Source organism: Spartinivicinus marinus, assembly GCF_026309355.1.
In the GTDB taxonomy this organism is placed as follows: Bacteria; Pseudomonadota; Gammaproteobacteria; order Pseudomonadales; family Zooshikellaceae; genus Spartinivicinus; species Spartinivicinus marinus.
In genome coordinates, this window is record NZ_JAPJZK010000001.1 from 979,152 (window position 1) to 992,627 (window position 13,476).

The 13,476-nt window shown below is 42.4% G+C and carries 9 protein-coding genes; 4 read left to right on the top strand and 5 right to left on the bottom strand.

The genetic code is table 11. The annotated features are described in order from the left end of the window. The first annotated feature begins 122 nt into the window (after positions 1-122). Positions 123-1,733 (top strand): L-aspartate oxidase, encoded by a 1,611-nt coding sequence (nadB, locus tag OQE68_RS04665; protein ID WP_180567301.1) that lies wholly within the window; start codon positions 123-125, stop codon positions 1,731-1,733. A 59-nt stretch (positions 1,734-1,792) separates the two neighbouring features. Here the strand turns inward: nadB and OQE68_RS04670 are convergent, their stop codons facing one another. Both OQE68_RS04670 and OQE68_RS04675 read right to left on the bottom strand, forming a co-directional pair. Beyond that, positions 1,793-2,257, bottom strand: coding sequence for a protein YgfX (locus OQE68_RS04670; protein WP_180567300.1), 465 nt, complete (start codon positions 2,255-2,257; stop codon positions 1,793-1,795). Continuing rightward, a complete protein-coding gene (locus tag OQE68_RS04675; RefSeq protein ID WP_180567299.1) occupies positions 2,257-2,514 on the bottom strand; it encodes an FAD assembly factor SdhE in 258 nt (85 codons plus the stop codon). Before OQE68_RS04675 ends, OQE68_RS04670 begins: the two co-directional genes overlap by 1 nt. 155 nt (positions 2,515-2,669) lie before the next feature. On the opposite strand from OQE68_RS04675, the gene ygfZ reads away from it, so the two are divergent. Both ygfZ and OQE68_RS04685 read left to right on the top strand, forming a co-directional pair. Further along, a complete protein-coding gene (ygfZ, locus tag OQE68_RS04680) occupies positions 2,670-3,698 on the top strand; it encodes a CAF17-like 4Fe-4S cluster assembly/insertion protein YgfZ (protein ID WP_180567298.1) in 1,029 nt (342 codons plus the stop codon). Positions 3,699-3,802: 104 nt separating this feature from the next. After that, complete coding sequence (locus tag OQE68_RS04685; RefSeq protein WP_180567297.1) at positions 3,803-4,639, top strand: HDOD domain-containing protein; 837 nt, start codon at positions 3,803-3,805, stop codon at positions 4,637-4,639. 136 nt (positions 4,640-4,775) lie between these two features. On the opposite strand, the gene OQE68_RS04690 is transcribed toward OQE68_RS04685, so the two are convergent. After that, positions 4,776-10,622, bottom strand: coding sequence for a transporter substrate-binding domain-containing protein (locus OQE68_RS04690; protein ID WP_180567296.1), 5,847 nt, complete (start codon positions 10,620-10,622; stop codon positions 4,776-4,778). A 185-nt stretch (positions 10,623-10,807) separates the two neighbouring features. Between OQE68_RS04690 and OQE68_RS04695 the strand changes: the two genes are divergently transcribed. After that, the gene (locus OQE68_RS04695; RefSeq protein ID WP_180567295.1) at positions 10,808-11,326 is read left to right on the top strand and encodes an aminoacyl-tRNA deacylase; all 519 of its coding nucleotides are present in this window, start codon (positions 10,808-10,810) and stop codon (positions 11,324-11,326) included. A 73-nt stretch (positions 11,327-11,399) separates the two neighbouring features. Here OQE68_RS04695 and mmsB read toward each other — a convergent pair whose 3' ends face one another. Both mmsB and OQE68_RS04705 read right to left on the bottom strand, forming a co-directional pair. Beyond that, the gene (gene mmsB, locus OQE68_RS04700; protein ID WP_180567294.1) at positions 11,400-12,284 is read right to left on the bottom strand and encodes a 3-hydroxyisobutyrate dehydrogenase; all 885 of its coding nucleotides are present in this window, start codon (positions 12,282-12,284) and stop codon (positions 11,400-11,402) included. 13 nt (positions 12,285-12,297) lie between these two features. After that, complete coding sequence (locus OQE68_RS04705; RefSeq protein ID WP_180567293.1) at positions 12,298-13,431, bottom strand: enoyl-CoA hydratase/isomerase family protein; 1,134 nt, start codon at positions 13,429-13,431, stop codon at positions 12,298-12,300. Between the last annotated feature and the right edge of the window lie 45 nt (positions 13,432-13,476).

The following is a 13,476-nucleotide window of genomic DNA, read 5'->3' on the forward strand; positions in this document are numbered from 1 at the left end:
GCGCCACAGTAGTCTCGTTATTTAATTAACAGTTTTAGTGTCGTAATCATGCTAGCCGCCATAAAGGGTATGCAGTTATACTAGCGTTTTTTGTTAAATGCTCATTGATTAGCTCCCACTTTATGAAAACAGCCCATCATTTTGATGTCCTCATTATTGGAAGCGGTGCAGCAGGCCTAACGTTAGCCCTTCACCTTGCTGAACAGTCTAGTGTAGCCGTATTAAGCAAAGCCGACCTGGCTGCAGGCTCAACTTATTGGGCCCAAGGAGGTGTTGCAGCTGTAATTGACAGTGACGATACCATAGAAGCGCATATTAACGATACTGAAAAGGCTGGAGCCGGTCTTTGCCATGCAGATGCAGTTAAATACACTGTTAGCCATAGTCAAGAAAGTATCCAATGGCTAATTAATAGTGGTGTACCTTTTACCAGAGATAGAAAAAGTAATAATGGTTTTCACCTGACTAAAGAGGGTGGTCATAGCCATCGTCGTGTTATCCATGCAGCCGATGCCACAGGCCAAGCAATTTTTGAAACACTCATAGAAAAAGCCCAGGCTCACCCAAACATCACCCTATTTGACCAACGCGTTGCTATTGACTTGATTAACAGCCAAAAATTTGGCCATCCTCACAACTGTTGTATAGGTGCTTACGTATTGAATCTTAGCACTGATCAAGTGGAACTATTTCAAACTAAGTTCACAGTCATTGCTACAGGCGGTGCCAGCAAAGTTTATCTATATACCAGTAATCAGGATGGTGCTTCAGGTGACGGTATTGCAATGGCATGGCGGGCAGGCTGCCGGGTAGCTAATATGGAATTCAATCAGTTTCACCCCACCTGCTTATTTCATCCCCATGCCAAGTCGTTTTTAATTTCTGAAGCCGTTAGAGGGGAAGGTGGAAAACTACTATTACCGAATGGTCAGCGTTTTATGGATCAGTTCGATCCACGCGGCGAATTAGCTCCTCGCGATATTGTGGCTCGAGGTATTGACCATGAAATGAAGCGTCTGGGTTTAGATTGTGTATTTTTAGATATTAGTCATAAGCCAGCAAAATTTATCGAGCAACATTTCCCCACCATATTACAACGCTGTGCCAGCTTTGGTATTGATATCACCAAAGAGCCAATTCCTGTAGTACCAGCAGCTCACTACACTTGCGGAGGAATTTTAGTTGATCAACATGGTCAAACAGATATCCCCAACCTTTACGCTATCGGTGAAGCCAGCTTTACAGGATTGCATGGAGCCAACCGACTGGCCAGCAACTCATTACTAGAGTGCATTGTTTATGGCCGCTCTGCAGCGACAAATATTTTAGAAAAACTACCAAATACCCAGACAACACCCGCTGTACCTGCATGGGATGAAAGCCAGGTCACTGACTCTGATGAAGACATTATTATTGCCCACAACTGGGAAGAATTAAGACGGTTTATGTGGGACTATGTAGGTATCGTCAGAACTAATAAGCGCTTACAACGCGCCAAACACCGTATTAACCTGTTACAACAAGAGATTTATGAGTTTTACAGCAACTACAAAGTCAGTAATGACTTAATTGAATTGCGCAACCTTGCTGTCGTTGCAGACTTAATTATTCAGTCCGCCTTACAACGAAAAGAAAGTCGTGGGTTACATTATACCCTTGACTACCCAGAGCAACTACCTGTTGCTACTGATACCATTTTAACTCCTGAGAATTTTCTCGGCGCAAACTTCTAACGGTAACCCATAGAAAGCTGAACAAACTACTACAAAATAGACTTTTGCAAAGTTAGCTTTTAAAGAAAGGGGTTTTCTGGCTCAGCGGTAAAATCATGACTTAAGATTACTCTCAGCTGACGATAGGCTTCTTTATCAACAGAGTCAGGGGTAATCACCAGGGAGCGTTGTGACAGCCGGCTGCTTTTAATCCTTACAATGGTTAACGGGACCGTGATAAAACAGTCATTTGCTAGCTCTCCCTGATAAGCTTTTTGCTGACTGGTTAATAGCTGCCACTGTGTTTGGCTCAACCGCTTCAGTTCAATAACACTATTAGGTAACTTTTTCAGACCATACAACAAAACCTGATAACAGCCAAAAATTAGCAGGCCGCCAACCGCAGCCAACTTAAACACCCAATGTATATCTGCCAGCCAACAAAGCAAAACTCCCAACCCCGCATATAGGCTGGCAAGATAAATACACAAAACTTTTGAAGGGCCGACTTTTAAATCAAGTTGGTGACTATTACTAGCTGACATTAATCCTTAGGTTGCACTCGGTCCAAGATAATATTAACTATCCGAGCCAGATCCGGATCTTCTGGACGATTCTTTTGCATAAACCAGCCAAACATATCTTGATCTTCACAGCTTAGCAGCTTTTCATAGTGGGCTTGATCTTCAGGACTCAGCTGCGGATAAGCTTCCTTTAAAAAAGGCACTAATAGTACATCCAACTCCAGCATACCGCGCCGACTATGCCAAAATAACCGATTCAGTTCAGTTTGTGATTTCATAACAAGCCTCTACTACTTTGAGATAAGGGGCTGTTTCACCCCCTTAGCATTATATGCATCCTTAACAAATTACGCATTTATTCATGTTGATAAACTCAGTAATATGTCAATCAGGCTCTCTTTTATCATCACTCACAATGGGTTAAACGTTCAACATGACCACCACATGGCAATCATTTCTAATTAAACAGGGTGCAACCTTTGATGGCCATCAACTGACATGCTTCCAAAACAAAGAGGCGTTACCAGACACAACGCAGCAATCCATCATTAGCGACCTTGGGCCACTGGGAATTTTACAAGTATCCGGAGAAAGTGCTGAGCAGTTTTTACAAGGACAGCTGACTTGTGATGTCAAAGCACTTCCGGAAAATACCCTAACATTAGGTGCCTGTTGCAATAATAAAGGACGAATGCTTGCCAACTTTTACCTACTTCGCCTGCCTGATCGTTTTTGGCTAATTATGGATCGCAATTTAGTCGACCCGATGATTGCAGAACTTAAAAAATACTGTGCTTTTTTTAAAGCTGAAATGCTTAACACAACTGATCAATATATAAGCATTGGGCTGACAGGCTCAAATATTCCCTCATTGCTCAATAGCCAGCAAATCCCAGCACCGACAGAGACTGGGCAAAGCCTGTCTTCTAATAACCAGGTAGTTTATCAGCTACCAAATCAGCCCCACTGTTATCAGGCTTGGCTAACCACAGCAGCTGCAATCCAATTATGGGAAAGCCTTCCCGCTGAAGTGGTTCCTGTCAACTACAGCCAATGGCAGTTACTTGATATCCAGGCAGGCTTAGCTTGGCTAAATCAAGAGGCCCGCCTGGAGTTTATTCCTCAACAGTTTAATATGCAGGTCACAGGAGGCATAAGCTTTAAAAAAGGGTGCTATACAGGTCAAGAAATTGTTGCTCGTATGCAATACTTAGGGAAACAAAAAAATCACCTGTATCGCATTCAATACCAAACAGATCAGCCTATTCCTAGCATGACTCCCCTGCAATCTCACTCACATACGGCAAATGTAGGCCACTTGATTAATAGCGCAAAAATAACTGATAACCAATACCAAGCGCTAGCCGTGCTGCAAGATAAAGCAGTTGCAACAGACGACTTATATTTTGCCAAACAACCAAATGAAAAAGTGACATTGCTGGATTTGCCCTATACTGTCTAAAAAGATACACCCCCCTGGTAATATGCTAGGGGTATATTTATCTTGTTCGCCAATTATACGGACTATACTCTAATCCCGGACTGATTAATTTGGGTGCTTCCCTTATGGCTAACCTGTCAGAACGAATTGAAGAAGAGATTTTAGACGCACTTAGAAACGATGAATTAAGCCTGCCAACCCTTCCTGAAGTCGCATTAAAGGTACGGGAAACCGCTGAAGACCCTGAAGCAGGCGTTAATGAGCTGGCAAAAGTCATTAGCAATGATGCTGCCATTACTGCCCGTATTATCAAAGTGGTCAATTCCCCCTTAATGCGGACCAGCCGTGAAATCGACAATATCCAAATGGCGGTTAATCGACTAGGTATGACCTATAGCGCTAACCTTGCTACTGGCCTGGCAATGGAACAAATGTTCCAAGCCACTTCAGATGTTGTAGATAAAATGATGCGCGATGTGTGGTCTAAAAGCACTGAAGTCGCAGGTATCTGTAATGTATTATGCAGGCACTATACTAAGTTGCAGCCAGACCAAGCGATGCTAGCAGGACTCATGCATAAAATTGGTGCACTACCCGTACTTACTTACGTGGAAAGTATTTCCAGCATTCCTGATAGTATTACCCTGGCCCATGTCATTGAAAAAACCCACCCCACTCTGGGCACGAAGATTCTAGAAGCTTGGGATTTCCCCAGCATGATTGCCAAAGTACCAGAAGAATATATCAAGTTTGATCGAAACTCCCCTAAGGTAGATTACGTAGATATTGTGATGGTCGCTAACTTACAAAGCTTAGTCGGTACCGGTCATCCTTATACAGAAATGGACTGGAGTTCAATTAAGGCTTTTGAAAAGCTCGGCTTAGATCCAAATGTGGATATGAACGAAGCGGAAGACTTGAGTGATGAAATGGAAGCCGCTATGGCCCTGCTAGCCCAATAATGACCTAATTGCTTTTAACCTAACTGCTTTTAATGGTTTAACACTATCGCTTACCCTGCTGCCATATGCTCTTTTTTTAGCGTCTGGCAACAGGGTTTATAGGTAAGCGTATTACTAGCCTTTCGCAACACTATATTTAAGGTATATTCTCTTCTACCAAGTGCAACGCTTCATCAAAATCAAAGTTATCAATTTTTTCTCCAATTTGGCCTAATAGTTTAGGGTCAAGCGCATTTGTTAACTGGGGCATTAACTTCTGCCAAACGGCCATTACTTCAGTATCCCCGCTAGCCAACATATTTTTCAATTGACCAAGCTCATCTGTAGAGGGGGCATTATTACTGTCGTGCTCACCAGCTACTTCAGCTTCAACCGTTGTTTGGGTGTCAGTTGTCGTATCATCAATAATCACGCCTGGTAGCTGACTCAACTCTTCGGACAACATTTGAGAGCAAGCTTCTAGCTGATTAAGTGCCTGTTCAGCTTGTTCAAACTGCTCTGCTTTAAGTAGTTTTTCTAATGCCAAGCAACTGTCTTGTAATTCATTGGCACCGATATTACCAGCAACCCCCTTCATTGTGTGTGCTTGATAAAGGGCTTGTTCCCAGTCTTGACTGGTAAGTGACTGCTCCAGCGACTGTAAATTTGCTGGCTGCTGATTAATAAAGTCTCGAAGCAACTTACAATATAAAACCTGATTTTGCATAACCCTGGATAAGCCTGCAGTTAAATCAATACTGGCAAGCTGCTCTGGCCATTCTAACTGTGGTTGATTGACCCTTTTATTACTGATAATTGGTTTCGCTTTTAACCACCTGGCAATCATGACGCTTAATTCATCGGGGTTTAATGGCTTTGCAATATGGTCATTCATTCCTGCAGCTAAGCATTTTTCTCGATCTCGTCGCATTGCATGAGCTGTCATTGCCACAATAGGCAGCTTATCAAACTGTGGCATACTGCGAATTTTTTCCGTTGCCTGAAAACCATCCATTTCTGGCATTTGAATATCCATAAATACCAGCTGAAAATTATCCTGCTGAATTCGTTCTACTGCCTCTCGGCCATTATTGACAATAACAACATCTAGGCCCAACGCTAATAGCAGCTCCTGAGCAACCTGTTGGTTAATTTCATTATCTTCTGCTAACAGCACTTTAGCCCCGGCTAATTGCGGCGCTATTTGAGTTAATTGCTGACTACCTTTTAATACTCTGGCTCGATACCAGCGATCACAGGTTCTTAAGACAGTTTCTAGTAATACAGAAGGGCTAACAGGTTTAATTAAAAAGCCATCTACTGCACCTTGTGCCTGCTGCATAATTTCTTCTCGGCCATAGGCCGTTACCATCACAATTGCAGGTATTTTAAATAGCCCTTCCATTTGCTTAATATGAATTGAGGCATCGATACCATCAGTGTCGGGCATTCGCCAATCCATTAACACCAATTCAAAACAATCACCAGGGGTGTGATTAGCTTGCTTTATTAGCTCATAAGCTTCTGTCGCGGAGCTGACCGCTTCAGGCCTAAGACTAAATGTTTCCAGCATATCAGTGAGCACTGTTTGCGATGTTTCATTATCATCCACTATCAGTACGCGAACCCCTTGCAGCTCTTCACTGAGTCTTTTTAATTGATCTTCTGAACGATGAATGCCAAGTTTAGCGGTAAACACAAACTCACTGCCATGCCCCACTTCGCTCACTACTTTTATATCCCCCCCCATCATGGCCACCAGTTTTTTACAAATAGCCAAGCCTAATCCTGTGCCACCAAATTTACGAGTAGTAGAGCCATCCACCTGAGAAAATGAGTCAAATAAGCGAGTTAAATGGTCTTCACTAATTCCAATACCTGTATCCTTAACAGTAAATACCAGTTCGACTTCTTCATCACCTTTCGAACGTACTTTAGCGCTAACCGTCACTTGGCCTTTACGGGTAAATTTAATCGCATTATGGGTTAAATTAATTAAGACTTGGCCCAGCCGTAGCGGATCACCAATTAATTGACGAGGTACATCAGGCTCTATTTGATAGACTACTTTTAGATTTTTTTCCTCTGCTTTAACTCCCATCATGCTTGACAAATTATCAAAGACTTCCTCTATATCGAAGTTGATGGACTCCATATCCATTTTGCCCGCTTCAATTTTTGAGAAATCTAGAATGTCATTAATAATGCCTAGCAAAGCATGGGATGAAGATTTAATTTTACTAATATAGTCGTATTGTTTTTTACTAAGCTCTGTTTGAAGAGCTAAATGACTCATACCAATAATGGCGTTCATTGGCGTACGAATTTCATGACTCATATTGGCTAAAAATTCGCTTTTAGCTAAATTTGCCTGATCAGCTGTTTCTTTGGCTTGACGAAGTGCTTCTTCAGCGTGCTTACGATCAGTAATATCCCGACTAGACATAAACACATAACCTTCGCCGTCATACTCCATAAAATTAGCTGTTACCTCCACAGGATAAACAGAATTATCTTTACGTCGTCGAAGGGTTTCAAAGGTTCTGGGTTTTCCACGAGTTAACACATTCCACAAAGATTCCCAGGCTCGCTGATTCAATTCCGGGTCAATATCCGTGACTTTTTTATTGAGTAATTCGTCGTGCTCATAGCCCAATGAGCGGCATAAGGCCATATTCACATAACGATGGCTACCATCCTGGCGCACCCAAAGAACATCATCTGCAGAATTATCCAAAGAAAAGCGTGCTAATGATAATTCTTGTCGGCGGGTTAATTCTTCCGTGATATCTACATGAGTACCCACTGCACGCAAGGGTTCATTTTTATGATTTCGCTTAACCACCTTACCGCGAGTTTGTACTGTACTATAACTGCCTTCTTGTCGACGTACTCGATAAGTACATTCGAAACTGTCATTTTGAGTGGCAAACATATGATCTAAAAATGCCGTTGTTTGCGCTTTATCATCAGGGTGAATTAAATCTTCCCAGGCTTCTTTTGTTCCTTTTATCGTATCAGGCTGATACCCTAACATGATGGCAAAACGAGGGCTGAAATAAATTTTGCCTGCAGGAATATTCCAGTCCCATAGTCCATCTGTGGCAGCATCCATTGCCAGTTGATAACGCTCCTCACTGATACGTAATGCATCTTCAGCATCTTTACGAGCCCGCCCAATGGCAATTAATTCTCCAGCACGCCATAACAGGGCAACTTCTTCACTGGTCCAGGTTTTATCTTGATCGACTGTAACCTGAGCAATGGAGCCAACGACCCGCCCTGACAGTAACATTGGTACATGAATAACTGAGCGTATATTGAGTGATTCTAAATAATGGCGCACAGAAGATGGTTCATGCACACCAAAGCTACCCAGCGACCACTGGCACACTTCCCCTTTTAGCGGCCGACTATCCAAAGCCCGAAAATGCTCGGTTAACATTTGCTGCTGTTGCTCGGTATAATCTGGCATTGATTTAATATGCCAGTTATGGGTGATGCCAGCACTTTTATAGTCAGACTCATAATTCAGCACATAACTGCGATCAGCTCCCATGAATTCGCCAATCACCCTGATGGTGTACTGAATTGCTTCATCAAGCTCTCGATCCATAAACTGCCGGGTAATATTACTGATCATCCGGTCCATTTGTGCTCGCATGCGTAAGGCTTTTTCTGCCTTATGACGCTCATCAATTTCTCTGGATAGACGCCAGTTCCAGTAAATGATCAATAAGATAATGGCCAGGGTAATAACCACCCCGATAATAAATTCTTTCGTCGGCTTCCATACCCGGGGCTGGATAGAGATCCACTTTCCTTCGATTTCATTTTTTTCTTTGGTTGGAATACTACTCAATACTTTATTTAAGATCGTACTAAACACTTCCCAGTGTCTGTGGGTAGCCATTCGGTATCGATAATTAAAACCCACTTCAGCCACATTACGTAAATTAGTAATCTTGGTTCGATCAATTGAGTAGGAAAGGGTTGCCCGATTCACTATCATGGCATCTAACTGCCCTAACGACACCTGTTTAATACCCCTAGCAAAATCAGGAACATTAATAAATTCGATATCTGGGTATTGAGATTTAATAAACTCAGTAGCTTCAAAGTCAGGCAAGGTGGCCACTTTTTTACCTGATAAGTCTTTTATTTTCTTTATACTGTCGTCTGTGCTACGAGCAATAATATCAGTGGGTATTTCAAGGTAAGGCTGGGTAAAAGCATAGCGTTTAGCATGATCTTCATCCCAGGCAATCACACTCAGCATATCCACTTCGCGACGACGTAATTTATCTCTAGCGGCCTCCCAGTTAGCGGACGGGATATATTTCATGGTAATTCCCAAGCGCTTTTCAATTATCGCTACATAGTCTGCCGCTATCCCTTGGTACTTCCCATCTTCATCCAAAAACTCGATAGGGGGATATTTGGGGTCACCAGTAAAAGTTATTACTGGGTGATCTGCCAGCCACTGTTTCTCTTCTTCTGTTAATTTAAGGGGAACCGCCTGATCACTGAAATAACGAGTTTTGGGGTCAGCTAACCAACGAGCTTCCATTTCTCGAAACTCTTCATGAGTGATCAGGCTTAGTCCCTTATTAATGTCATTTAATAAGTCTCGACGGCCTTTTAGCACCCCCGCATGAAATTTTTCTCGGAAAGAAAACTGGGTAGATGCTTTTATTTCACCCACTAGCCCCAGCCGATTCAACAAAATATTAATCGACACTCGTTCAGCAATAAACGCATCGATTTGTTTCACCTGTAACGCACGAATCAGGCTTTCATTGTTTTCAAAGGTTATCACTCGTGCATCAGACCAATGTTTATCTATATGCACCTGATGGGATGTTCCTCTTACTACCCCTAGCCGTTTACCGGCTAGTTGCTCTTTATTACGAACAGGCTCACTCGACGCGTCATAAAACAACACCGAGCTCATTTCATAAAAAGGTTGCGAAAATTCCAGCCATTCTTTACGAGCAGTAGTCTCCGAAAGCCCGGAGTGAATATCAACTTCCCCATCCTGTACTGATTCCAATGTTTCCTGCCACTCGGTTGCCTTAAAGCGCACTTGTTTGCCATTTTTTTTAGCCCACAACCGCCATAAATCGACAAAGAGCCCAGCAGGACGACCTTTGGAGTTTAAAAATGATAAAGGAGGGAAGTCAGTATCAATAGCAATAATTAAAGCTCCACTGGTGTAGCTTTGGGTTTGTTCCAACCATTTGTTTTCTATTGCTTTACGATCAGCTGCCGAAATTTCTTGCATGCCTTCTCGAATTAAAGCGTCTATTGATTCATTTTCAGGGTTTACAGCAGCATAAAGGGTTCGCTGATACAGAGGCTGTTCTGCTTGATAATTATATTCCCGAGAGATCCCCTGCTTGGCCATTAAAAACCGCAAAGTAGGTCCACTGCCTACAAAGACTCGAATTTCTCCAGCCTGGGCAGCTTTCAACATTGCCATATTGTTTTGATACTTAACTAATGAGGCATCTTTTAATCGACTTGTTATTTCCTCTTCAGTGTCGGAGCCACTAACTATGCCTATTTTAAAGCCTGCCAAGTCTTGCAAGCTTTTAACACCCAAAACATTCCGATGATAAAAAAAGTAAATACTACTTTTTCCTACTGGCGTAACACCTTTTAGGTTAATTGCCTTTAGATCTTTGGTAAGTAAACCAGCATGAATATCTGCATGTCCTCTTGCCACCATTTCCGCAGCCACTATCGCTGGCGCACCCAAAAAACGCACCTGCACATTGGCTTGACCAGCCCAGCGCCGCCACAAATCAATCACAAAACCATCAGCCTGACCTTGCTCATTTGTGAACTGATAAGGTTCTTGGCCTAGTGAGTAGGCTACCGTTATCGTCTCTTGAGGCTGGTTATTACCAGCCTGCTCTCCCTGTTCGGCTTGGAGAATACTGCAAAAAGTGGTGATAACGAACCATAACGGGAACAACAGAAAAAAAGTAAATTGCTTCATCAATAGACCATGGCAATGCTGACTGAGATAAACCCATTTTTATTATTAGGGCACTCTTAGAACCCTATGTAATGAATTATAACCATGGCAGGGTAATGAAAGAAACGGGGAAATAAATCCGATGCTATTGATCTATAATTTAAACATATCCTTGTTTTCAGGCTTCTGAAATAACGGAGGCTGCTATGGCCATTCCCCAACTAACCGAATACTTACAGGATAAAAACGTTCCTTACAGTATTCATGAGCATTCTGTAGGCTTTACAGCACAAGAAGTAGCACAATCGGCACATGTTAGTGGCAAAGACTTTGCCAAAACAGTCATGGTGAAAGTAGATGATGTCATGTCAATGTTAGTGATGCCATCCAATTATGCTATCGACTTAAATACTATTGGCAAATACTTAGGTGCAGTTGATATTGAATTAGCCCATGAAAGTGAATTCAGCGACTTATTTCCTCACTGCAAAACTGGCGCTATGCCCCCCTTTGGTAATTTATTTAATATCCCTGTTTATGTAGCAGAAGCATTGGTTGACGACCATAAGATTGCATTCAATGCAGGCAATCATAATGAAATAATCCGCATGGATTATCGAGACTTTGAGCGACTGGTAAAACCTAAAATCGTGCGAGGAGGCTTTTATACCCAAAGCAGTCATTACGAACATGACCGTCCACGGATGGGTACAGTGAAACATTAAACTCCAAAAACCAAATGGCTCATATAAGAGCCGTTTGTTTGGCTAAATTTAAGGACTGCTAGAAGACTGAGTCTTATTTTGGCTTATAAAACTGTTGAATACTTGAAAAGTCTAACTTCTCACTTCCTTGAGCTGCATGAAGATTAAATAGATTACGAGCAAGTGCTCCTAATGGTGTACTAGAACAACTTAACAATGCAGCTTGTTGAGACAGGCCTAAATCCTTCACCATTAAATTGACTTTAAAACCACCTTGGTACGCTTTTGATGCAGGAACAGCTTCCATTACACCTGGATAGGGGTTATACAGCTCAAGTGACCAGTTTCTACCCGAGCTTTGCACCATAATATCCGACAATACTTTTGGATCTAAACCATTATTAACCCCTAACTGAATCGCTTCTGCTGTACCTGCCATATGAATGGCTAGCAACATGTTATTGCATATTTTTGCCATCTGCCCGGCCCCATGATCACCGGCATGCAAAATATTTTTTCCCATTGCTGACAATACCGGTTGAGCTGCTTCAAAACCGGCTGCAGAACCACCGACAATAAATGTTAGCGTGCCATCTTTAGCACCTTTAGTGCCTCCAGAAACAGGGGCATCCAGCATAGTAATGCCTTGCTTAGCTGCCGCACCTGCTACGATTTTCGTAACATCAGGCGCTATAGTGCTACAGTCTATCACTAGTGTTTTTGGATCAATATGCTCCAGCAGCGCCTCTTCGTCTAAATACAAGCTCAACACATGCTCGCTGGCTGGTAGCATAGTAATCAAACAGTCAACACCTTCTATTGCTAAGCGCGCATTATCAACAGCTATTGCCCCGTCTTGAATTAATGGCTTTAACAGTGCAGGTACCAAGTCAAATACTTTCAGCTCATAACCGGCTTTTAACAAATTATGAGCCATAGGTCCGCCCATTAGCCCTACGCCAATAAATCCGATTTTCATAAATCCCTCTTGCTTATTTCAATAAACTTTTTAGTGGATTAATTTTATCAATCCATGGAGCTTGAAAATGAGCTTCTACCCATTCTGTAGGTACTTCAGCTACTGATTTAAATTTCCAATCCGGTTGATTATCTCGATCAATCAACCTGGCTCTTACGCCTTCCGCCAGGTCAGGATGTAGACAGCATTGCACTGATAAAATTAGTTCTAATTGAAAAGCTTCAGCCAACGCTAAATGACGACCACGCTGCATCTGCTCCCATACAATCCAAGCCGTTGTTGGACAGCCATTAATATAGCTTTGTAATGTACCCGTTAACCAATCATCTCCTGTTTTTGCCGCATGGTATTTCACAGCCACATCGATTTCTTGCAACGAAGGCAAACCAAACAGATGACGTATATCTTGCCAATGTTCAACAATTTTAGATACTGGAAGATGGCACCAGGCCTGACTTTCCAATGGCTTTAAGAGCTGCCCCACTAATATTTTATTCGCTGCATCCGTTTGCTCCCAATCGACCTGAATTAAGCTATCTAACAACTCAGCCTTTAATTCAGCAGCAATAAAGTAATCTGCAAGACCTAACCGAATACTATCAGTTGCATTTAATACAGCACCTGTTAGTCCAACAAAACAGCCCAAATCGGTAGGCAAACGGGACAAAAACCAGGTACCAGATACATCCGGATATAGTCCAATATTAATTTCTGGCATAGCAACTTGACTGGTTTCGGTAACCACTCGGTGGCTTGCTCCCACCATTAAACCAAGCCCCCCTCCCATCACAATGCCAGCCCCCCAACAAATAATGGGCTTTGGGTAGGTATGAATTAAATAGTCTAATTGATATTCATGCTGGAAAAATACGGTTGCATGCTCTAATCGATGGTCTGATTGCTCTATCAGCATTTGGTATAATTTACGAATATCACCACCGGCACAAAAGGCCCGATCACCCTCGCCCTCCAGCCAAACAGCTACCACATCCGGCTGACTACGCCATTGTTGTAGCTGCTGAAAAATGGCCATGATCATTTCTAAATCGATCGCATTCAGTGCTTTGGCACGATTTAAAGTTATTTTAGCCAGCCGCTTTCCTTTACTGACAGGTAATTCTTCAAATAACACTGCAGACTGTGACATTTATAATCTCCTAGCCACTTTTTCTTTTTTATGTTTTTGCATAAC